Annotated in this window: 20 protein-coding genes and 2 pseudogenes; 10 read left to right on the forward strand and 12 right to left on the reverse strand. The window is 68.4% G+C overall.

All coding sequences use genetic code 11. From position 1 onward, the window contains the following. Positions 1-123: 123 nt before the first annotated feature. Positions 124-1041 carry a helix-turn-helix transcriptional regulator gene (locus tag AB0M67_RS28405; RefSeq protein WP_365749977.1) on the reverse strand — a complete coding sequence of 306 codons (918 nt, stop codon included), beginning with the start codon at positions 1039-1041 and terminating at the stop codon, positions 124-126. Positions 1042-1209: 168 nt separating this feature from the next. On the opposite strand from AB0M67_RS28405, the gene AB0M67_RS28410 reads away from it, so the two are divergent. Both AB0M67_RS28410 and AB0M67_RS28415 read left to right on the forward strand, forming a co-directional pair. Further along, on the forward strand, positions 1210-2190 hold the full coding sequence (locus tag AB0M67_RS28410) for an aldo/keto reductase (protein WP_365749979.1): 981 nt from the start codon (positions 1210-1212) through the stop codon (positions 2188-2190). A gap of 107 nt (positions 2191-2297) precedes the next feature. After that, entirely contained in the window at positions 2298-2828 is a 531-nt protein-coding gene (locus AB0M67_RS28415) for a precorrin-3B C(17)-methyltransferase (protein ID WP_365749981.1), read from the forward strand. A 243-nt stretch (positions 2829-3071) separates the two neighbouring features. Here the strand turns inward: AB0M67_RS28415 and AB0M67_RS28420 are convergent, their stop codons facing one another. The 3 genes and pseudogenes from AB0M67_RS28420 to AB0M67_RS28430 all read right to left on the reverse strand — a co-directional run bounded on the left by AB0M67_RS28420 (position 3072) and on the right by AB0M67_RS28430 (position 5474). Continuing rightward, positions 3072-4013, reverse strand: a complete 942-nt coding sequence (locus AB0M67_RS28420) for a hypothetical protein (protein ID WP_365749983.1) — start codon at positions 4011-4013, stop codon at positions 3072-3074. 365 nt (positions 4014-4378) lie between these two features. Continuing rightward, positions 4379-4480, reverse strand: a pseudogene (locus AB0M67_RS28425) (IS5/IS1182 family transposase); the annotation flags it as partial. 1 nt (position 4481) lies between these two features. Further along, positions 4482-5474, reverse strand: a complete 993-nt coding sequence (locus tag AB0M67_RS28430; RefSeq protein ID WP_365749985.1) for a CehA/McbA family metallohydrolase — start codon at positions 5472-5474, stop codon at positions 4482-4484. A gap of 121 nt (positions 5475-5595) precedes the next feature. Here AB0M67_RS28430 and AB0M67_RS28435 point away from each other — a divergent pair, with 121 nt between their 5' ends. The 4 genes from AB0M67_RS28435 (at position 5596) to AB0M67_RS28450 (ending at position 9045) form a co-directional block, all read left to right on the forward strand. Then, a complete protein-coding gene (locus AB0M67_RS28435) occupies positions 5596-6000 on the forward strand; it encodes a hypothetical protein (protein ID WP_365749987.1) in 405 nt (134 codons plus the stop codon). A gap of 501 nt (positions 6001-6501) precedes the next feature. After that, positions 6502-7035, forward strand: coding sequence for a hypothetical protein (locus tag AB0M67_RS28440; protein ID WP_365749989.1), 534 nt, complete (start codon positions 6502-6504; stop codon positions 7033-7035). A gap of 233 nt (positions 7036-7268) precedes the next feature. Next, positions 7269-8192 carry a poly-gamma-glutamate hydrolase family protein gene (locus AB0M67_RS28445; RefSeq protein ID WP_365749991.1) on the forward strand — a complete coding sequence of 308 codons (924 nt, stop codon included), beginning with the start codon at positions 7269-7271 and terminating at the stop codon, positions 8190-8192. 310 nt (positions 8193-8502) lie between these two features. Further along, positions 8503-9045, forward strand: coding sequence for a GNAT family protein (locus tag AB0M67_RS28450; protein WP_365749993.1), 543 nt, complete (start codon positions 8503-8505; stop codon positions 9043-9045). Positions 9046-9209: 164 nt separating this feature from the next. On the opposite strand, the gene AB0M67_RS28455 is transcribed toward AB0M67_RS28450, so the two are convergent. The 3 genes from AB0M67_RS28455 to AB0M67_RS28465 form a co-directional block, all read right to left on the reverse strand. Further along, positions 9210-9530 (reverse strand): hypothetical protein, encoded by a 321-nt coding sequence (locus AB0M67_RS28455; protein ID WP_365749995.1) that lies wholly within the window; start codon positions 9528-9530, stop codon positions 9210-9212. Between the two features lie 175 nt (positions 9531-9705). Beyond that, on the reverse strand, positions 9706-10452 hold the full coding sequence (locus AB0M67_RS28460; RefSeq protein WP_365749997.1) for a VOC family protein: 747 nt from the start codon (positions 10450-10452) through the stop codon (positions 9706-9708). A 107-nt stretch (positions 10453-10559) separates the two neighbouring features. Next, positions 10560-11135, reverse strand: a complete 576-nt coding sequence (locus AB0M67_RS28465) for a TetR/AcrR family transcriptional regulator (protein WP_365749999.1) — start codon at positions 11133-11135, stop codon at positions 10560-10562. A 209-nt stretch (positions 11136-11344) separates the two neighbouring features. Between AB0M67_RS28465 and AB0M67_RS28470 the strand changes: the two genes are divergently transcribed. From AB0M67_RS28470 to AB0M67_RS28480, 3 genes and pseudogenes are all read left to right on the forward strand, one after another. Next, a complete protein-coding gene (locus tag AB0M67_RS28470) occupies positions 11345-12220 on the forward strand; it encodes an SGNH/GDSL hydrolase family protein (RefSeq protein ID WP_365750001.1) in 876 nt (291 codons plus the stop codon). 183 nt (positions 12221-12403) lie between these two features. Next, positions 12404-12781: pseudogene (locus AB0M67_RS28475) on the forward strand (N-acetyltransferase); the annotation flags it as partial. 109 nt (positions 12782-12890) lie between these two features. Next, the gene (locus tag AB0M67_RS28480) at positions 12891-13097 is read left to right on the forward strand and encodes a hypothetical protein (protein ID WP_365750004.1); all 207 of its coding nucleotides are present in this window, start codon (positions 12891-12893) and stop codon (positions 13095-13097) included. 25 nt (positions 13098-13122) lie between these two features. Here the strand turns inward: AB0M67_RS28480 and AB0M67_RS28485 are convergent, their stop codons facing one another. The 5 genes from AB0M67_RS28485 to AB0M67_RS28505 all read right to left on the reverse strand — a co-directional run bounded on the left by AB0M67_RS28485 (position 13123) and on the right by AB0M67_RS28505 (position 18207). Further along, complete coding sequence (locus AB0M67_RS28485) at positions 13123-14190, reverse strand: tyrosine-type recombinase/integrase (RefSeq protein ID WP_365750005.1); 1068 nt, start codon at positions 14188-14190, stop codon at positions 13123-13125. Between the two features lie 281 nt (positions 14191-14471). Next, positions 14472-15377 carry a hypothetical protein gene (locus tag AB0M67_RS28490; RefSeq protein WP_365750007.1) on the reverse strand — a complete coding sequence of 302 codons (906 nt, stop codon included), beginning with the start codon at positions 15375-15377 and terminating at the stop codon, positions 14472-14474. A gap of 57 nt (positions 15378-15434) precedes the next feature. Beyond that, positions 15435-16325: a fumarylacetoacetate hydrolase family protein gene (locus AB0M67_RS28495; protein ID WP_365750009.1), complete on the reverse strand. Its 891-nt coding sequence runs from the start codon at positions 16323-16325 to the stop codon at positions 15435-15437. Beyond that, the gene (locus tag AB0M67_RS28500; protein WP_365750011.1) at positions 16322-17101 is read right to left on the reverse strand and encodes an SDR family NAD(P)-dependent oxidoreductase; all 780 of its coding nucleotides are present in this window, start codon (positions 17099-17101) and stop codon (positions 16322-16324) included. The genes AB0M67_RS28495 and AB0M67_RS28500 overlap by 4 nt, the downstream gene beginning before the upstream one ends. Continuing rightward, entirely contained in the window at positions 17098-18207 is a 1110-nt protein-coding gene (locus AB0M67_RS28505) for an epoxide hydrolase family protein (RefSeq protein WP_365750013.1), read from the reverse strand. The genes AB0M67_RS28500 and AB0M67_RS28505 overlap by 4 nt, the downstream gene beginning before the upstream one ends. 94 nt (positions 18208-18301) lie before the next feature. Here AB0M67_RS28505 and AB0M67_RS28510 point away from each other — a divergent pair, with 94 nt between their 5' ends. Next, positions 18302-19228: a LysR family transcriptional regulator gene (locus AB0M67_RS28510; RefSeq protein ID WP_329823996.1), complete on the forward strand. Its 927-nt coding sequence runs from the start codon at positions 18302-18304 to the stop codon at positions 19226-19228. The last annotated feature ends 66 nt before the right edge of the window (positions 19229-19294 follow it).

Below are 19294 nucleotides of genomic sequence, written 5' to 3' on the forward strand. Positions count from 1 at the left end.
CGCCCCGGGCCCTGTCCCGGCTCGGCGCCCTCCATACGCGGCCGGAGGTCAACCCGGGCATTCGGATGTGAACCTGAGAATGGCACCAGGCAGGCCATTCAGCGGACGAGAACGCGCTCGCTCTTAAGCGGAGGTGCCGGGCCATGGCGCGGAAGTGGAATGAGACTCCGAACCGGAGATGTTGTTCTCATCCATGGTGGCGGCCCAGCTGGCCAGCAGGTTCAGGGCATCGCCCGCGGGTGTGGCGGGTTCGGCGCTGTAGGCCATGATGGTCAGTCCGGTGTCTGCGGGTAGTTCCAGGGCTTCGTAGCTGAGGGTGAGTTCGCCGACGACGGGGTGGTGGATTCGTTTGACGCCGCCGTGGTGCTGGAGGACGTTGTGGGTGGCCCAGCGGGTGCGGAACAGGTCGCTCTGGGTGGAAAGCTCTCCGACCAGCTCGATCAGGGCTTTGTCGTGGGGGTCGCGCCCGGCTTCGGCGCGCAGGATCGCGACGGTGCCGGCGGCCATGCGTTCCCAGTCGGGGTAGTAGTCGGTGGCCGTGGGGTCCAGGAACATGAAGCGGGCTACGTTGGGCGGCCGGCGCGGGGCCGCGAGGATCGGGGCGAGGAGGGCTTTGCCGACTTGGTTGGTGGCCAGGATGTCCAGACGGCGGTTACGTACGTAGGCCGGGGTGGTGGACATGGAGTCCAGGATGCGCTGGGTACTGGGGCGCACGTGGGGCTTGGGGGTGTGCGTGGGTGTCCGCGTCCAGGTGCTGGAGTTGGCGGCGGCGGCCAGGTCGAACAGGTGGGCGCGTTCGGCCTCGTCGAGGTGAAGGGCGCGGGAGAGGGCTTCCAGGACGCTGTCGGAGACGCCGCGCGCGTTGCCGCGTTCGAGCTTGATGTAGTAGTCGGCGCTGACACCGGCCAGTAGAGCGACCTCCTCACGGCGCAAACCGGTCACCCGACGGTTTCCGCCGCTGGTGGGCAGCCCGGCTTGTTCGGGGGTGATCTTGGCGCGGCGGGAGGTGAGGAAGTCGCGGAACTCGGTGCGGGCGTCCATGCCTACCACGATAGGTCCGTTTCTGCGTGCCTGAGGGGTCCTGGCAGTACCTGTAACAGCGGAAACCCCCTGGTGGAAGGCCATGGAAGGGCAGTTCGTGCCACGGTGGAGGGGAAGGCAGCCGCCTTCTGAGCACGTACACAGGTCCATATCACCGAGGAGCGCGTCATGGAGTACACACGACTGGGCACGTCAGGGCTCAAGGTCAGCCGGATCGCCTTGGGCTGTATGAGCTTCGGCGACCCCGCCAAGAGGATGACCTGGGTGCTCGACGACGACGCGGCCGAGCCGATCTTCCGCCGGGCCGTCGAGCTCGGCATCACGTTCTGGGACACCGCGAACATCTACGGCCTGGGCACCTCGGAGGAGATCGTCGGGCGGGCGCTGCGTAAATATACCCAGCGTGAGGACATCGTTCTGGCCACCAAGTTGTGGGCGCCGATGCACCAGGGTCCGGGCGGGGCGGGTCTGTCCCGCAAGGCCGTCATGGAGCAGATCGACGCCTCGCTGCGGCGCCTGGGCACCGACTTCGTTGATCTCTACCAGATCCACCGGTTCGACCCGCAGACACCGGTCGAGGAGACGATGGAGGCGCTGCACGATGTGGTCAAGGCGGGCAAGGCCCGCTACATCGGTGCTTCGTCGATGTGGGCCTGGCAGTTCGCCAAGATGCAGCATGCCGCGCAGGCCCATGGGTGGACCCGGTTCGTCTCCATGCAGGACCAGTACAGCCTGATCCACCGCGAGGAGGAACGCGAGATGTTCGGCCTGCTCGCCGATCAGGGCGTGGGAAGCATCCCGTGGAGCCCTCTGGGCGGTGGACTGGTCACGCGCCCCTGGGGCGAACGCTCCACGCAGCGCGCGGAGCTCAACCGGACGGTCGACCAGCAGGACCGGCCGATCTTCCTCGACAGCGACCGGGCCATCGTCGAGGCCGTCCAGCGCATCGCCCTGGCCCGCGGTGTGTCGATGGCGCAGGTTGCGATGGCCTGGGTGTTGAACAACCCGGTGGTCTCCGCCCCGATCGTGGGCGCGACCAAGCCGCACCACCTCGCCGACGCCGTCGCCGCGCTCGACATCAAGCTCACCGCCGAGGAGACCAACTCGCTCGAAGAGCCCTACGTCACGCGCCGACCCACGTTCTTCTGACGCCGACCCCCGGCCATCACGAATGACGCCCAGAACCTGCCCGGCCATAGCTGCGTCCGGTCCTCGAAAGTGAGTACAGATGCACAGCGACCCGGCATGATCGGGTCATGCCACAGAGACGACTCGCACACCGATACGCGGCTGTCCCTTTCCTGGTCCTGGCCGCCGCCGTGACGGCCGGATGCGCGGATCCGGAACCGCCGGCCCCCTCGGCCGCGAAGGGCTACTGTCCGCTTCCCGAGGAACGGCGGGCGACGCCCTCTACGTGCATCACGTTCGACTGGAACGAGCGCTTGGCGGAGAACCACGCATACCGCGAGCCGATGTCGATTACCGCGGAGCAGAAGGAGGAGGCCGCGCCGAAGGCGGAGGCACTGGCCACGGCCCTGAGGAAGCTCGTGAGCGCCGGGGCCACGGAAGGGGATCTCCGCGTCACGGCCGCCGGCGCCCTCGGGGTGCGACCGGAACAGATCGAAATACGAGGGGACTTGTCCAAACCCCTTCGCGATGTACTGGTCGACGGAGGTGAGGGCCGGGTGTGCGTCAATGGCACCGTCGACAGTACGGGCGAAGCCGATGCGGAGGTCATCGGCCGCACAGCCGACGGAACCTGCCTCCCGGGGCTGGGCGGACACTGACAGCCAGCACAGGCAGTAACCGAAAGCCGGTGTCCCCCACGAAACCCAGAGCGTTTCAGTGGATCGTCGGTCGCCGCCTACCGTGCTGTCGCGAGGGTGTCCAGGTTGTTCGTCACACGATGGTCTTGGGCGCCCTCGTTCTCGTCTTCGCGAGCACCCCTTGTGTGGCTGAGCGCTTCACCTGGTGCCTTTCGTCCGTTGAAGCGCTCAGCCTGCCGAGCGAGGCACGCGGGAGAGGGGCGGCTACGAGTTCGATGACACCAGCCGCGTACGAACGAGCGCTCGCAGCATTGCGGCGCCCGCCCCCACTGCTGCAAGGTGCAGGACCGCCGCGAGCGCGAGGTTTTCCGGCAGGGCCGCATTGGCCGGCTGCGCGACCGCCAGGTACAGGGTGAACGGAAGCTTCCAGCCGCTCCAGGCGAACAACGAGCCCGAGCCGAGCCAGCCGAGCACCATCGGACCCCATCGAGGGACTCGTGCGGGCCGGCCTCGGACGGCAGCGCAGGTAGCGGCGGACGCCACGAAGGCCCAGACCCCGAAGACGCCGGACAGCACACGCCAAGCGAGGTCCCGCTCGCCGCGGTGGGCGAGCCCTGCGGTGCCGCCCACCGCCCAGTACAGCCAGATAAGACCGACGGCGGCGCCGACCACGGCCATCCATGGCAGCGCCCTTGGCGAGTCCTCTCCGCCGTCCCCGAGCCGACCCGCGAACGCGTCCGGCCAGCGCCGCCGCAGGTACGTGGGCAGGGCGATGGCCAGACCCAGCCCCATGCCTACAAACCCGATCTGAACCAGCGCGGCCTCCCAGGCCGGCATCGACGGGCCTGCGTCACTCCCGCTCTTCGGATTGCCATCCTCCGAGCCCAGCAGCGAACTGAGAACGGCGTACGGCAACACCGGGACGAGGAACCCCGTCCCGACCCAAGCACAGAAAGCCAACGGCACTGCCGGTATGCGCATCCCCCACGGCCGCACCAGCGCGAGGGCCACCGCGATCCCGATCCCTGCCATACCGATCGTGGCGCTGTTGAGTACCACCCACTCCGCTTTGCCGAACCCGGTCCCGACCGGCAGCAGCCCCAAGAGCGAACCGACCACCCACGACACCTTGATCAGCAGGTAAGGCGTCAGCGCCAGCGCTGCCCCATACGCCGCGACCTGCCCAGCCCGATCCCATCGATCCACTTGAACTCCCCATTCAAGCAACGGAGTTCAAGTCTCATTCACCACTGCCCCCACGGGCGTCAACCGCCGGGCGCATCCATGTCATCACTCAGGAGGAGTCAGAATCAGCCGACGGGAGCACATAGAACCGCTGGAGCACGAGGAGCCGCCGATTCAAGCCCTCAGCCGCCAGACGCAACGCTCAGTCGTACCCTTGGAATTGATCATCCAGGTCCCCGCGCGTTCCCCCAGAGCTGATATCCAACACCCGCCGCTTACTGATCGTTTCAGAAGGAGTTTCGCGGGCGACGGAGGCGGATGAGGCCGCAGGTCAGTTGGAGCAGGCCCTGGTGGAGGTCCGCGCGACGTTCGTAGACGATCAGGTCCGCCCCGCGCGGCTCCGTCAACAGAGCGGCGTGCAGGCGGGGCCAGGCGCCGGACGGGGTCCAGTCCCGCGGCCGACGCCACGCCGCCACCCCTGAGCAGCCGTCAGGTCAGGATGATCGGGTTGGTGAGTGCGGCGACGTACCCGGAGGGATGGCGAACCTCGGCGCGCACGAACACCGAGTCCTCCGCCGTCGTCCTCCACTGCGCGATACCTGTTCCGTGGCTGGGCAAGGACTCCCGAGCAACCGTCCCTCGATCAGTGCGGAAGCTGACGGTCGCCGACGGCACGCCGCGTACGCGTGCCTGCACGGCAACCGGCCTGCCGAGAGTCGCGAGTTGTTCGCCCACCCCTGCACTGCGACCCTCGACGCCGGCGGTGAACGACACCTCCACGGCTGCCGATTCAGCCACCCAGCTGCGGCCCGAGCGGATCCCGTCCAGAATCGCCCGCGTGCTCAGCTCCTCGGCGAAGACCACGGTATGGGGGATGCCCAGCTGCCCTTCCAAGTGCGTGTCACTATTGCCCATGGCCGGCCGCCACGTACCGGTGGTGCGTATATCAACAGCCAGACTCCGTCCCCACTCGGCCAGAGCGGCCTCGTTGTCGGCGTTCCACGGCCGGTCCGAAGTCCACAGCCCGTTCCACACCTCAACCACGTCGAAGCCCGAGAAGGGGTACATGAAGTCGCCCGAGGGATAGGGCGCGTGCGGGTGGGCGGCCACGCAGAGACCTCCGGCCTCATGGACCTGGTTCAGGAACTGATCGATCAGCCCGTCCCCGGCTCGGTAGTTCCAGTCGACAACCTGTCCGGGCCGGATACCGAGGGCGAGCCAATGCCCGGTCCTGGTGGTCACTTCTTCGCCCAGCACGATCAGGAAATCGTCCCGCGCCAGGGATCCCCAAGCACCGTGCCCCTCAGCGGAGTTGTGTTCCGTAGTTGCGATGAAGTCGAGCCCCGCGTCTCGGGCACGGTGTGCCAACTGATCGGGTGTGAGTTCGCCGTCCGAATGGACGGAGTGGACATGGCAGTCCCCGCGGTACCAGTCGGCCCCGCGGCCTATCGCCCGCTCAGGCGGGAAGCTCTGACCCGGCAATGTTCTCCTCCGTCATAGACCCGTCGAGCGAACGCGTAAGCAGGGCGTCCAGGTTCCGGGGCTGCACGGATCGCCGCGATCCGCGCCCGGCGGTCGAGGTCGAGGTCGAGGTCGAGACTTCATGCTGAAAGTCGTCGACGCCATCGTCCGCCGATCCGCCGATCCGCCGATCCGCCGACGGAGTACGTCAATTCGAACTGTCACGGGTCACGGGCCGTGGACGGATGCACTGCAGATGTCGTTCGTGAACGTCGCCCAGCACATCCGCTACTCGGACTCGGATGTCGAGGGCCGACAACTGCCCAAGGGAACGGGGACCCAGCGCGAGCAGTTCCATGCCTTCACGTGTGCTGCTCGACAGAGGGATCGCCGCTCCGGAATCGAGGTGCAGGAGAAAGAAGTCCTGATCCCGGTCAAGGCCGAGGGATGCGAGCGCGTCGACCGCGGCGTGCCAGGAAATCCAGCCGGACGGGACCTCGGCCCGGTCCGCGTCCTGCGGGGTTGCTTGGATCCGGTAGGCCACTGAGTGGACAACGGCCCGACCGCCGCCCGCGTTTATCAAGGTGACCGTCCGAAGAGAGTCAGCCACTTCACGGCTGCCACCTGGGCCGGCCGACCAGCTCAGAACAGGTTGCATGGTCAGGGACAGCTGCGCCCGAGCCACGATGATTCCTGTCAGCAGAGCGACGATAGCCGCACAGGCAGACGCGTCGAGCACAGTAAATCGCCATGGCCACTCCCTACGGACTTGGTCGTCAAGGTTCGCTTTGACGACTTCCCAGACGAGATCGGCAAGGGCAAGTGCGAGGAGCGCCCTGGGTATCCGTAAGGTCCTGCCACTCGTTGAGATCCTCCGCTGCGCCCACGTCGATTCACTCATGCGCCCCCGCTCCCATGTCCCGCCAGTCCCCCACCATGCGGCGCGCGAGGCTCTGGAGGCAATGCCGTCCGGCTACAAGCAGACGCCTCCCTCCGCAACAACGTCCGACAGCGCAGCGGGAGCGGCGATCGCTATTCGGGGTTGTCAATGAACCAGGTGCTCAGAGCGAACCGCATCGGGAGCGTGATCGTGGGCTTGTTCCAAGGATCCGTCGCCGGGCTCCTTCTGGCCGGGACCTTTGCCGTCCTCTTCCTCGTTGCGCTGATGGTCATGTTCACTCGGAGCGGCCCACGCACCGGGGATCGGCTCGTGGTCTGCCCCGATGCCGCGGCGCCGGCCAAGAAGGTCGACGCGTGCACGCTGCTCAAGCCTGAGGAAGTCACGCCGATCATCGGCGAGAACGATGGTGGTAGACCCGATGCCGGGGTTGGGGAGAGCGTGTGTCTGTGGGAGAACCCCGACACCTACCACTCCATCACACTGAGCATCGGCTCGCCCGGTACAGCCGTACCGGGGAAGTCGTCCTCCGGCCCCGATGAAATCAACTTCGGCTCCGGCAATATTGCCGAATTCATCATCGATGACCGAGCCTGCACGCTCCAGGTCGTCACCAGCGTGACGGACGAGTCCGACCGTCCGACCATGACCAAGCTCATCGGACTCATCCGCCCACGGCTCTGAACAAGCCACAAGGCCATCCAGGCCGCGACCTCGTTGACGCGGCGCTCCCCGCTGCTTTCGGCCGGCCGTTGGTCAGCGGTCTGGACCAGGTGATCGGTGGAGCGGGGGCTTCGCGTACACCTCAGGTCCGCTCCCGCGGCGGGCACGGCCGCACCCGCGCCGTCCATGAGTAGTGGGATGACTCACCTCCGCTCGCGCGGAGAACACCCGCGAACGCCGGGAATGATCAGCGTATGAAACCCATTCATAGACGTGGCATCCTCACCTCCGTAGCCGCCGCGGCCGTCGGTCTGCCGGTCCTCAACAACCTTGCCGGGAACAGCGGTACCGCGGTCGCGGCCACGACCGCCGACGAGTTCGCCAAGAACAGCGAGTTGTACAGCAGCGCCAAGTTCAAGGACAGCGAAGGCGTCGACTGGGTGCGGCGCTTCCGCTGCGGCGCGCGGACCGAGCTTCTCGACAACGCGAGCGGCACGAGCGAACCCGTCCGCAGTACGGCGGTCCTCGCGCCGCACGGTGGTGGCATCGAGGCGGGCACCAGCGAACTGTGCCTCGCCATCGCGGGCTACTCGCTCATCGGGGCCGGGACCACCCTCCCGGCTCCGCTGGCGGGAGTGCCTCAGCGGGACTACTGGATGTTCGAAGCCCTGACCTCCGCCCCAGGGCTTCATGTCACATCGACCGGCTGCGACGACCCGGCAGCACTGGCCGTGTGCGGCAACAATCTGTACGCGGTCTCCCTGCACGGCTTCGCCCCGGACGTCGGCGCGGCCAAGCAGATACTCATCGGCGGCGCGGACCAGCGGCTGATGCGGAACCTGAGGGACGCCTTCGCCAAGTACGGGCTCACGTCCGGAAACACCGACCCGGCCCGGGACGTGACAGTCACCCTCGCGCCCCCCGGTACTCCGCTGAACGGCGACGACCCGAGGAACATCGTCAACCGCACCCGGACCGGAGGCGGGGCCCAGCTGGAGATTTCGACCGAACTGCGCAAGGCGATGTTCGGGAACTTCGACGGAGCGGTCACCCGCAGGCAGACCGCGGGCGTGGGCACCGCCCACCAGGAGCACTTCTGGAACGGCTTCGTCAACGCTGTACGGGAAGCCGTCGACCGCCATGAACGCGGCCTTGATGCCCCGGCAGCGGGCGCGTAAGAATCGCGGGCGCCGGTTCTGACCCCGGCGCATGTGCGGCGGGGCCGGACTGTCCGCTCCAGCTTGTCTCGGACGACGGCTCAACCTACCTGTGAGGACTCCCCTTCATCGTGGACACCTGGACACCTGGACACCTGGAGACCGGGCCCGGCTGCCGAGAGTGCCGGGTCCGGGCCGGACGCCACACGGTCCGGACCCGGCGCGATCAGGGGCCTCAAGCGCTCTCGACCTGCATGGCCACACCTGCTCAGTTCCTAAGGCCTGACTTATTGGTTTGCCGTCGGCCAGTTCGTTCGGATAGGAAGCTCGCATGCTAAAGGGCAGCAAGGTAGGGCTCAGGGCCCGGCACGAAGATGACATTCCGATCCTGCGGGCCGAGCTCTACGACGACGTGGTCAACGCCTCGCGGGCCGATGGCCGGCCGTGGCGGCCGATCACGCCCGGCTCGAAGGACTCGCGGCTCGTCGTGGACGACACGGAGGAGGGGCACGTCCCGTTCTCCGTGGTGGAGCTGGACGGCGGCGCCCTGGTCGGCACCGCGACGCTGTGGGACATCGACAACCACAACCGGTCCGCGCACATCGGGTTGGGGCTGCTGCCGTCCTCCCGCGGCAAGGGCTACGGAACCGATGTGGTCGCGGTGCTGTGTCACTACGGTTTCGTCGTGCGCGGCCTGCGCCGGCTGCAGATCGAGACGCTGTCGGACAACGCCGCGATGCTGCGCTCCGCCGAGCGCAACGGCTTCGTCCGCGAAGGCGTGCTGCGCTCCTCGGCCTGGGTGATGGGCGAGTTCCTGGACGAGGTGCTGCTCGGCCTCCTCGTCCAGGACTGGAAGCCGGACCCGGGGGTGTAGGAACTGTCCGGCGGATCATGAGAGTGAATGGTCCACGGGCCGGTCGCGCGGATGCGGAACCGCCGGTCGGAGATGTGCTGCTACGCGGATCAGGCCGGCGACCGCCCAACGTCGGCTCTGTTCCGAAGCTCGACGTCGGCGTGTGCGGCCCATACGGGCGGGCCTCAGCGGGCCTCCAGTGCCAGCAAGATCAGAATCAGGGCAGCGGGTGGAAGAAGCATGGTGGTGAGGTGGCTCAACGCGGTGCGCAGCATGCCCAGGACGAGGGACAGCACGAGTCCGGCCGCGATCCAGCCACCGAAGATCGGGATGGCAGAATGCTGAGCTGCCATTTCCTGCTCACGGGTCATGGGCTCGTAGAACGGTAGTGCGCCGATCATCATCAAGATGAGCACGCTGCTCATCAGCAGATTGGCTGCCCCGATGATGACCGCCGTCGGCTTGTCCCTCCGGCGCGCGCTCTCCCAAACCCGTTTGCCGCTCACCGGGGGATCCTATCCACCTGCCACGACTCGTTTGCGGCGTGGCAGGACAGGCGGAAACCAACACCGGCAGCCGGGCCGCTCGAACGGACGGAGACGCCCGGGGCCCCCGACCCACCCGGGGGCATGGTGCGTGAGCACACAAGGCTCATATGTCGGGTGTCGGCCAGGCTCCGCGTCAGGACGGGGCGAGGACGCAGAACTCGTGGCCCTCCGGGTCGGTCAGGCACGTCCACGGGACGTCGCCCTGGCCGAGGTCGAGGTCGGTGGCGCCGAGGGCCCGCAGCCGGGCCACCTCCGCCGCCTTGTCGTCACCGGGATACGGCAGCAGGTCAAGATGGACGCGGTCCGGCACGGTCTTCACGTCGGGTGTGCGGAGGAACTCCAGATACGGGCCGACACCCTTGGCGGAGCGCAACACCGCTTGATCGTCGGTCACCTCGTGCAGGGTCCAGTCCATCGCCTCGCCCCAGAACCGGGCCATGGCCCGCGGATCCACGCAGTCGACCACCACCGCGGCGATCGGCCCGGTGTCCCGGTAGATCTCCCGAGGCTCCAGCACGCAGAACTCGTTGCCCTCGGGGTCGGCGAGGACCGTCCACGGCACTTCGCCCTGGCCCACGTCGGCGGGCGTCGCACCGAGGGCCTGGAGGCGCGCGACCAACTCCGCCTGATGGGCCGGGGAGGTGGTGGCGAGATCGAGGTGCACACGGTTCTTTGTTGGAGTCTTGGCTTCCGGGACGGTGACGATATCGACGCAGACGGCGACCGGGTCAGGCCACACGTCGCCGCCGACGGGACCAACGTAGGTGGTCACGCCGGATCCTCCGCCGGCAGCAATCCAGCCGAGCGCCTCCGCCCAGAACCGGCCGACCGCCGAGTCGTCGAGAGCCTTTATGTTCACCTGAACAGGTCGCAGTGCCATGTCGGCGATCCTACGCACCCGCTCCGCGTCGGATCGGGCGATGTCGCCGCGGCCGGCGACGGCCCGCGACGCGCCACCGTCGGTGACGGCACCGGAGCCGCGGCGGTTCACAGCAGTGGTCTGACCACCGCACGGACGAGAGCCTCGGCGTGGGAGCGTGGGGCGGCCTCAGCGTCCGGGCCCTGGGCGTAGTAACGCAGGAACGCCTCCTGGAAGCAGGCGCCGATCAGCAGAGCCGCGGCCGACTCCGGGTCTGCGTCCTCGACGATGCGACCGAGGTCCTGCTCGGCCCGCAGGTAGGCGGCGAAGCCGGCCACCGCCTTCTCGGGCCCGCCGCCGTGCCGGCTCATCGCCACCCGGTGTGCCGCCATGCGCTGAGGGTCCGCCAGGAGCGCGCCCAGCATCGGAATCGACCGCTGGTAGAAGTGCAGAACCGCGTGGGCGAGTTCGGCAAGGTTCTCCTCGATGTCGCCCGCCCCCGGACGGACCGAGACGCGGGACAGGCCGGGCACCCTTTCCTCAAGGACAGCGAGCAGCAGCCTCTCCTTGTCCCCGAAGTACTTGTACAGCGTGGGCTCCGACACGCCTGTCGCCTGCGCGATCTCCTTTGTCGTGGCGTGCACGACACCGCGGGTGCGCAGGATGTCCGCAGCCGCGTCGAGGATCCGCTCCCGTGTGCTCATCGCCACCCTCCCCTCTCCACTTGACAGGTTAGTGAAAACTAGCGCAGCCTGGGGGCTAGTGTTCACTAACCCCTGTTGATCTGGAGGGCTATCGTGCGCGTCCCTGTTCTCGGCCGACCGGCGGCACCGGGCAGCACCTCATGCGCCATCCTCGCCACGCCGGCCGACGCGGACAACGTCGGCCCCACCATCGCCCTGGGGGACTGACCATGAAACGACTGTTCACGAAGAAGCGGATCGTCATCACCCTGTGCACGCTGGTGCTGGCCATGCTGGGTGCCGCCTGCACCGTCGGTTACGTGACCTTCGTGCGCTCCCCCACCAACCCGCCCGCCGATGCCTGTGCAGACGGTCGCCCAAGGGGCAGCGGCCCGGTGGTCGTCGCGGCCGGAGCGAGCATGACCCAGGGCAGTCTCGGCCGGGACTGGGTCGGCGACCTGAACGAGATCCCCGAGTTCCGCGGCCACACGTTCGTCAACGCCGGTGAGAACGGCAACACCAGCGCGGGCCTGCGCGGGCGCGTCGACAGCGACATCGTGGCCTGCGACCCGGACATGGTCACCCTCCTCATCGGCACCAACGACGTCCGGGACGGCGTACCTCCGGAGGAATTCCGGGACAACCTCGCCGCGATCGTCAGCCGCGTCGGCGAGAAGACCTCCGCCCGCATCGCCCTGATGTCCCTGCCCCCGCTCGGCGAGGACCTCGATGCCCCGATCAACCGCACACTCCGCGACTACAACGCCGCGATCAAGGAGATCGCCATCCGTACCAAGGTCGACTACGTACCCGTGAACGAGAGGTTCACCGACCGTCTCCAGCACCAGGACGACCGGCCTGCCTACGACTTCAGTTTCACCATGGCCTACCTGGCGGCCACCAAGTACTACCTGCTCGGACACAGTTGGGACGAAGTAGCCCACGACAACGGACTCGAACTGTTCGTCGACCACATCCATCTGAGCGACAAGGGTGGAGCGATAGTCACCAACCTCGCCACCCAGTGGCTGTCCTCCGCCGAGGCTGCACGGTCTGCTGATCCACAAGGCACCGCGGACCTGCTTGACCGGGGGTTCATGGACTAGGGCTACCGCCTGCTCATCGCGGGACGCGGTGCGTCCGGCACGGCCTGACACGGCCGGTATGGATGACCTCGACGGCGCACACGGGCGGAGGTCATCCTTCCGATCCCCGGTCCGTGCGGGCACCATCGGCACACCATCCGCACCGAGCGTCTGCTGCTCTATACACCTGACATCCTGCTGGACCTGGCGGCGGCCAAGGCAGCCGCGTCGGACGAACAGGCCCAGCGGTGGCTGGGGTTCACTCCCCAGCAGGTGGTGGCGGATCCCCGGGTCAGACAGGCGCTGACCGAGATGCGTCCCGGCGACCGACGTATCTCGCTGTCGTCACTTCCCGGGGACCTGATCCGGCCGTGCGAACCGCAGCGGCAGGAGGATTCGGTGGTGCTGGTCGCCGTGCGCCTGGACGACGGCAGATACGCGGGCTGCCTCACCCTCGCGGTCGGCGAGGGTGTGGTCGGTGGATGGCTGGCGCCCCATTCCCGTGGACAGGGGCTGGGCGCGGAGCTGTTCGGGGCGGGGGCGCTCCTCGCGCACGCCCACGTGGGGCTGGACACCGTACGGGCGGGCACGGAGGTGGACAACACGGCGAGTCAGAGGGCCCTGCTCCGGGCGGGTTTCGTCCCGGGCGAAGGGCCGGGCCGGCACACGCTGGCGGATGGCCGGGAGATCGATGCCCGCTGGTTCCGGCATGGCGGGGGCCGCCTATCTGCCCCTGGCGCTCACCAGTTCTCCCGACCATCTCGCCCGGCAGACCCGGCAGACCCGGCACAGCGGCGTGCGGGTGATCGTCACCGACGTCCTCAACACGCCACGTACCGAGCGCACCGGGGCCATAGGGGGTGTGACCGAGATACGCGCCAAAGGGGAAACGGGATGATCTTGAAGCCCTGATCCGCTCGGATCTACGTGCGGCGACGTGCAGCGGGGTCGCGTTCGGCGACGTGCCGAGCGACCGAGTCGACGCCGGGCCGTGCGTATCGCTCCAGGGAGCGGACCGAGGCGTGGCGGGAGCGGGCCAGCAGCATCGGGGTGGAGGTGCCGTCTTCCGCGTCGTGCGTGAGGGCACTGTGCCGTAGCCGGTGCAGGGTCCAGCCGTCCAGGTCCTCGATGTCGTCGGGTGAGGCGAGGGGGTTGGCCAGCAGCCGGGTGTTCTCCTCGAAGATCTCCTCAGCGCGGCGGTAGGAGAGCCGGGCCCGGCCGGTCTCCGGGCACACGTCGAGCGTCGGTGTTCCGGCCGGCGCCTTGCGGTCGGTGAGGAACAGCGGGCCGCGGGTGCGGCGGGCGATGAGGCGGGGCAGGAGCTGGGCGGTGCCGGACTGCCGGTGAATCCACTCGGTCGTCCCGCCCTTGGCGGTGATCTTCCCCCGCTTGTCCTCCGGGTACAGGTCTTCCACGTTCAGGCACAGCACCTCGTCGGCCCGTGCGGCAGACTCGTAGAGCATCTTCCACTGCGTCTTCTCCCGCAGCGCGACGTCGAGGCGCCACAGGGCAGCGATCTGATTCTCCGCGAGAGCCCTGGTGCGGTCCGGCGGTGCCGGCCGCCGCTCGATGCCGATCGTCGGGTCGCCTTCGATCCAGCCCTGGCGCTGCCACCAGCCGATCGCCTTGCGCGCGATGGACAACTCCCGGTTGACGGTGTCGGCGTCCATCTCGTCCGCCCGCGCCGCCGCCAGCTCGGCCAGCACCTCGGGCAGCGCCAGGTCGTCGATCGCGGCGACGGGGAAGACGGGCGGCTCCGCGCCCCGGCGGGCGGCTCCGGTCGGCGCCGGTTCACCGGTGAGCATCCACCCCCAGGTCGTCAGCGAGATCCGGTAGATCCGCGGGGAGGACTTCGCGATGCCCGCGCCGGTGAGGTACCGCTCGACCGCCGCGGTGTACGACGCGGGCGGGGCGGACAGAGGTACGACCCGAGCGCGCGGCAACCGAAGTGCGCCCTCGTTCCCGAGCTCGGTCACCGGTTCGATTGTCATGCCCGCTCCGCCTTCCCGGGACTGCCGCAGTAAATGCGTACACCTCGCCCCGGCGGCCGGAATGGCCCGCCGCAGGTCGCGGTGATCACGGCAGGGGCTCCGCCGCAGTAAATCCGGCATTTACTGCGGCACCGCGCTGACGAGCCGTCAGGCGCACCGGAAGTCCGATAAGCGGAATCACTGCTACCGATGATCGCTGTGCCCTCGGCCCTCGCGCCCGGTTCAGCCCTCAGCGTCACCCTGCTACTTGTCCGTTCGTCGCGGTTACACGAGAACGGGGCCTACCTGGCGGCCTCCGGATCGGCGGACTGCGTGTCTCCCCTCTCCACGCGGAAGGGGTATGTCCTGGCTGCGGTGAACGCGTCGTGGATCGGCATGATGAGCGAGGTGAGGCGACGGATGTTGGCGTCGCCGATCGGCGTCCACAGCGCCGCGCAGTGCTCGTCGGTCTCGACCTCGATCTGCTCGCGCGCCGCGATGCCGGCATCGGTAGCGGTGCCGTCGGCGTTGAGCCAGCCGCGAGCAACGAGGCGTTTTGTTGCCGCAGCCACCTCCTCGTCGTCCCACAGCCGGGTGGCACGCGCGATCGCTTCCGGGAAGTGACCTGTCGCGGTTTGCAGAACGTTGCAGTCACACGGCCCGAGGTCGTTGGCGGCGAGCACGGTGACATGCGCGTCGCCGCGCCACTCGCGCAGCACCGTGATCTGCTGCCATAGCGCGACGAGCGGATCGGCTGGGAGGGGGACCGAGGCGTTGGCGGCAGCCATCGTCTTCCCGGCGTAGTCGGCGCTCGCGACGACCGGGGCGATCAGCGATCGTGCCTCGGCGATCTGATCGGCGGTGAGGCTCACGTCGACGCGCTGCAACGCACGATCGACGGCTGCGAAGCGAGCGGCCTGCCACTCCTCTGGCGTCGCTGTGTCCCACACGCCTGCCATGACCTGCACCGACCGCGGGCTGAAGTTGTAGAAGGCCGCGAGTGTGACCTGCCATGGGACTGCGCCCATCGGGGCTGACCGGAACGCGAAGTACGCCGGTGCGTACTCGGTTACGCCCAGCTTGGCGGCCTCTTCCGGTGCCTCGGGGATGAAGTAGACGAACAGGTGGGTCGCGTTGATGGTGAGGCTGACCTCGCGGACGGCGTTCAGATCCATGTCAGCGCGAGCGAAGGTGCTGGCGAGACGCATCTCGGTGGTCTCCAGACAAGTGGAAGGGTCAAGATCGTTTTTGGTGCATCCGGTACGTCAGGACGGCTCTGGCGCGGTGATCCGTGCGGAGATCGCGCCGAGTTCCTGCACTTCGATCCGGACCGTGTCTCCCGGTGCCAGGTAGCGGCGGCGGCCGGACAACTCCTGGATGCAGCCGGTGCCCACGGGGCCGCTGGCGAGGATGTCACCGGCTCGCAGCGAGGTGCCGCGCGACGCGTGCGCCAGCATCTCGCCGAACGACCAGTGGATCTCGTCCCAGCTGCCGCCGCCGTAATGCTCATCGTTGACGTACCCGTCCATCCGCAGGGCATAGCCTTTGCCCGAGCGGTAGGGCTCCAGTTCGTCGGGGGTGACGAGGAACGGGCCGAGGCTGGTCGAGGCGTCCTTGCTCTTGGACGGGCCGTACACGAACCCCATCTCGCTCGCGGAGATATCGCGTGCGCTCCAGTCGCAGTAGACCAGGTAGCCGGCTATGTGATTCTCCGCGGTGGCGGCGTCAAGGTTCGAGCAGTCCCCGGCGATCACCGCGGCGACCTCGACCTCGTAGTCCCACAACTGAGCGCCCGGGGCGATGGGGACCTCGTCGTGCGGTCCCTTGATCGCCGCCGGGTTGGAGAAGTAGAAGAGCGGATACTCGTACCAGACCGGGCTGACCCTGCCGTCGCCAACGGCTGCCTTACCCGCGTTACTGATGTGACGTTCGAACGCGGCGAAGTCCCGGACCGCCGGGGGCACCGGTATCGGCGGCAGCAGGTCGGCCGTAGCCAACTCGACGATCTCAGACGGTTCTCTGGTTGCCGCGGCCTCCAGCCCGCCTTCGGCGCGCAGCAGCTTCAACAGGCCCAAGCCCACGGCGTGGATCCTGTTGTCGTGCACCACGCCGCAGCGCGTGGAGCCGTCGGCGGAGCGGTAGCTGACCCACTTCATCGGGCAAGCACCTCCCGGGTGTAGTCGTAGAGCCGCCGCGCGTCGGCGAGGGAGGATGCCTGAGGGTCCAGGGGGACGGCGCTTCCCTCGCTCACGGCGACGGGGTGGCCCGGGGCGCCGGAATCCAGGAACGGCAGGATCTCCTTGACGGCGGTCTCCACGGATTTACCGGTCGCGCGAAGACAACCGATCTGCGCGGCCTCGGCCTCGTCGTAATCGCCGGCGAAGCTCGTGGCGACGGTGCCGGGGAAGGTGTTCACGTACCGGATGGCGGGGTGACGGCCGACGAAGTCGACCGCGAGCGCAGCGTTGAGGATCCCGGCCTGGATCATCGCGGTGAGGCCGTGATACTGCGTCCGCTGCTGAAGGTCGTCCCAACGTGGGGGCCCGAAACGCCCGGCGCCGCCGAAGTTGAGCACGACCGGATCCGCGGCGCGGCCGAGTAGGCCGGCCAGGCCGTGGCTGAGCAGGAAACGGCTGAGGTAGGTCAGCGCGAAGTTGGACTCCAGGCCGTCGGCGGTCTCCCTACGCCTGGAGCGCTGGAACCGGGCACCCAGGACAAGGACGTCGATCGTGTCGAGCTCGGCGGAGAGCCGGTTGATCAGCCGCCTGTTCTCGTCGATGAGCTCCAGGTCGGCCCGGATGAACCAGGCGCCGGGCTCGGCCTTGGCCTTGTCCGTCCCGACGACCACGACCTGGTCCCCACGCTCAAGGTAGATACGGGCGAGGCCGCGCCCGATGCCGTCCGTGCCCCCGGTGATCACGACCGTCTTCATGCGGCCACCGTCCGCGCGAACTTGACGATCTCCTCGACGAACAGCTCAGGCTGCTCCAGGGCGGCGAAGTGGCCGCCCGCGGGGATGTCGTCGTTGAAGTAGCGCAGGTCGTGATAGGCGCGCTCGGCCCAGATGCGCGGGGTACGCGTCAGTTCGTCCGGGAAGACGCTGACCCCAACGGGAAGGTCCAGCTCGGTCAGAGCGAGCGGCTGCCGGGCGTACTCCCAGTACAGGCGGGCGGAGGAAGCAGCGGTGCCAGTGAACCAGTACAGGGAGATGTGGTCGAGGATCTCGTCGGGGGTGAGGGCGTCGGGCCGGGCCCAGTCGAGGAACTTCTCGTAGATCCAGGCGGCCTGCCCGGCCGGGGAGTCGGTCAGGGCGTAGCCGATGGTCTGCGGCCGGGTGCGCTGCACGACGTGGTATCCGGAATGGACGGCGAAGAAGCGGCTGCCCTGTTCGAGTGCGGCCTTCTCCTCAGGGGTCGGGGCGTCGCCGACCGGTGGTGCGGCGAGGAACTCAGGGAAGTTGACGTGGATCGCACGCAGGCCCGTCAGGCGCTGCGCCCCCATGCGGGTCGCGACGACACCGCCCCAGTCGCCGCCCTGGGCCAGGTAGGAGTCATAACCGAGGCGCCACATGAGCACGCCGTACGCGCGGGCGATCCGGTCCGGGCCCCAGCCTGTCGAGGCGGGTTGGTCGGAGAAGCCGTAGCCGGGCATCGAGGGGACGACGAGGTGGAAGCCGTGCTCGGTGAGCGGGCCGACGGTCTTGAGGAACTCCAGGAACGAGCCCGGCCATCCGTGCAGCAGCAACAGGGGGGTGGCGTCGGGGCGGGGTGAGCGTACGTGCATGAAGTGGAGGCCGAGACCGTCGATGGTCGTGCGGAACTGGCCCAGCTCGTTGAGCCGCCGCTCCAGATCGCGCCAGTCGTACCCGGTGGCCCAGTACTCCAGCAGCCCCTCAAGGCGCTCCCGCTGCACCCCCTGGCTGCTGTCCGGCGCTGTCTCCCGGCCAGCAAGGCGTACCCGGTGGAGCCGGTCCTTCAGATCCTCCAGGGCACTGTCCGGAATGTCGATACGAAACGGTGTCACGCTGTCCGATGTCATGGTCACCACGGTGCGGCCGCGACGAGCGCGCAGTCCAATGATTGTTCCGACACATGTAATACAGGCTGCGTATAAGGCCAGCTAGAGTGGGGTGGTGTCCGAACGCTTCCCCGCACCCGTAGACCTCGACCTCCGGCTGGTGCAGTGCTTCACGGTGGTCGCCGAGTACCAGCACTTCGGCCGTGCCGCCGAAGCGCTGCACACCACCCAGCCGTCGCTGAGCCGGCAGATCCGCCGCCTCGAACAGCAAGTGGGCGTCCGCCTGCTCGACCGCACCACGCGCGGCACCCGGCTCAGCGAGGCCGGCGAGGTCTTCCTGCCCCGGGCCCAGGGGGTGCTGCGCGCCGCGGTCGAGGCGATGGCCCGCACCCGGGCCGCGGCCCGGCCCAGCAGCATCACCATCGGCTACACCAAGGGGCTGGTCATCACTCCGGCCGTGCGCGCCCTGCTCGACCGCAATCCCGATGCCGAGGTCCACACCCGCCTGCTCGCCTGGAACGACTCGCGCGGCGCGCTGCTGGAGCACCGCGTCGACGCGGTGGTGACGCGCCTGCCGTTCCCCACCGACCAGCTGCGCGTCACCGTCCTCTACGACGAACCGCGCGTACTGGTCGTGCCCCGGGACCACCGTCTGGCCGGCAAGGAGTCGGTCACCCTCGGCGACATCGCCGACGAGCCGATCCCCCACGTACGCCAGTCCGACCCGTTGCTGAACGCCTACTGGCGGCTCGATCCCCGGCCCGACGGGCGGCCCGCGCCCGACGGCCCCCTGGTCGAAGCCCTTGAGGACAAACACGAACTCATCGCCGCCGGGCAGGCCGTGGCCATCGGGCCGCCCCTCGACCACGCGACCGGCCTGCATCCCAGCCTCACCACCGTCCCGTTGCATGGGGTCGAACCGAGCCAGGTCGTACTCGCCACGCGCACCGGCGACCGCAGCCGTCTGGTCACCGCTTTCCGCAAGCATGCCGAAGCTCTGCTTACCGGAACCCACCGTGCAGGACCGATCCGCACGACATGATCAGCGGCAGCTCCGCCCGCATACGCAAGCGATCATGGCCCGTGCCTGGTCTGACGCCACAGCGTC

Source organism: Streptomyces sp. NPDC051662 (assembly GCF_040681655.1).
Lineage (GTDB): Bacteria > Actinomycetota > Actinomycetes > Streptomycetales > Streptomycetaceae > Streptomyces.

What these genes read in the sequence shown, in the direction of transcription:
- AB0M67_RS28405 (WP_365749977.1), bottom strand. Translation starts at nt 1,041, where the DNA reads ATGGACGCCCGCACCGAGTTCCGCGACTTCCTCACCTCCCGCCGCGCC.
- AB0M67_RS28410 (WP_365749979.1), top strand. Translation starts at nt 1,210, where the DNA reads ATGGAGTACACACGACTGGGCACGTCAGGGCTCAAGGTCAGCCGGATC.
- AB0M67_RS28415 (WP_365749981.1), top strand. Translation starts at nt 2,298, where the DNA reads ATGCCACAGAGACGACTCGCACACCGATACGCGGCTGTCCCTTTCCTG.
- AB0M67_RS28435 (WP_365749987.1), top strand. Translation starts at nt 5,596, where the DNA reads ATGCTGAAAGTCGTCGACGCCATCGTCCGCCGATCCGCCGATCCGCCG.
- AB0M67_RS28440 (WP_365749989.1), top strand. Translation starts at nt 6,502, where the DNA reads ATGAACCAGGTGCTCAGAGCGAACCGCATCGGGAGCGTGATCGTGGGC.
- AB0M67_RS28445 (WP_365749991.1), top strand. Translation starts at nt 7,269, where the DNA reads ATGAAACCCATTCATAGACGTGGCATCCTCACCTCCGTAGCCGCCGCG.
- AB0M67_RS28450 (WP_365749993.1), top strand. Translation starts at nt 8,503, where the DNA reads ATGCTAAAGGGCAGCAAGGTAGGGCTCAGGGCCCGGCACGAAGATGAC.
- AB0M67_RS28460 (WP_365749997.1), bottom strand. Translation starts at nt 10,452, where the DNA reads ATGGCACTGCGACCTGTTCAGGTGAACATAAAGGCTCTCGACGACTCG.
- AB0M67_RS28465 (WP_365749999.1), bottom strand. Translation starts at nt 11,135, where the DNA reads ATGAGCACACGGGAGCGGATCCTCGACGCGGCTGCGGACATCCTGCGC.
- AB0M67_RS28470 (WP_365750001.1), top strand. Translation starts at nt 11,345, where the DNA reads ATGAAACGACTGTTCACGAAGAAGCGGATCGTCATCACCCTGTGCACG.
- AB0M67_RS28480 (WP_365750004.1), top strand. Translation starts at nt 12,891, where the DNA reads ATGCCCGCTGGTTCCGGCATGGCGGGGGCCGCCTATCTGCCCCTGGCG.
- AB0M67_RS28485 (WP_365750005.1), bottom strand. Translation starts at nt 14,190, where the DNA reads ATGACAATCGAACCGGTGACCGAGCTCGGGAACGAGGGCGCACTTCGG.
- AB0M67_RS28490 (WP_365750007.1), bottom strand. Translation starts at nt 15,377, where the DNA reads ATGCGTCTCGCCAGCACCTTCGCTCGCGCTGACATGGATCTGAACGCC.
- AB0M67_RS28495 (WP_365750009.1), bottom strand. Translation starts at nt 16,325, where the DNA reads ATGAAGTGGGTCAGCTACCGCTCCGCCGACGGCTCCACGCGCTGCGGC.
- AB0M67_RS28500 (WP_365750011.1), bottom strand. Translation starts at nt 17,101, where the DNA reads ATGAAGACGGTCGTGATCACCGGGGGCACGGACGGCATCGGGCGCGGC.
- AB0M67_RS28505 (WP_365750013.1), bottom strand. Translation starts at nt 18,207, where the DNA reads ATGACATCGGACAGCGTGACACCGTTTCGTATCGACATTCCGGACAGT.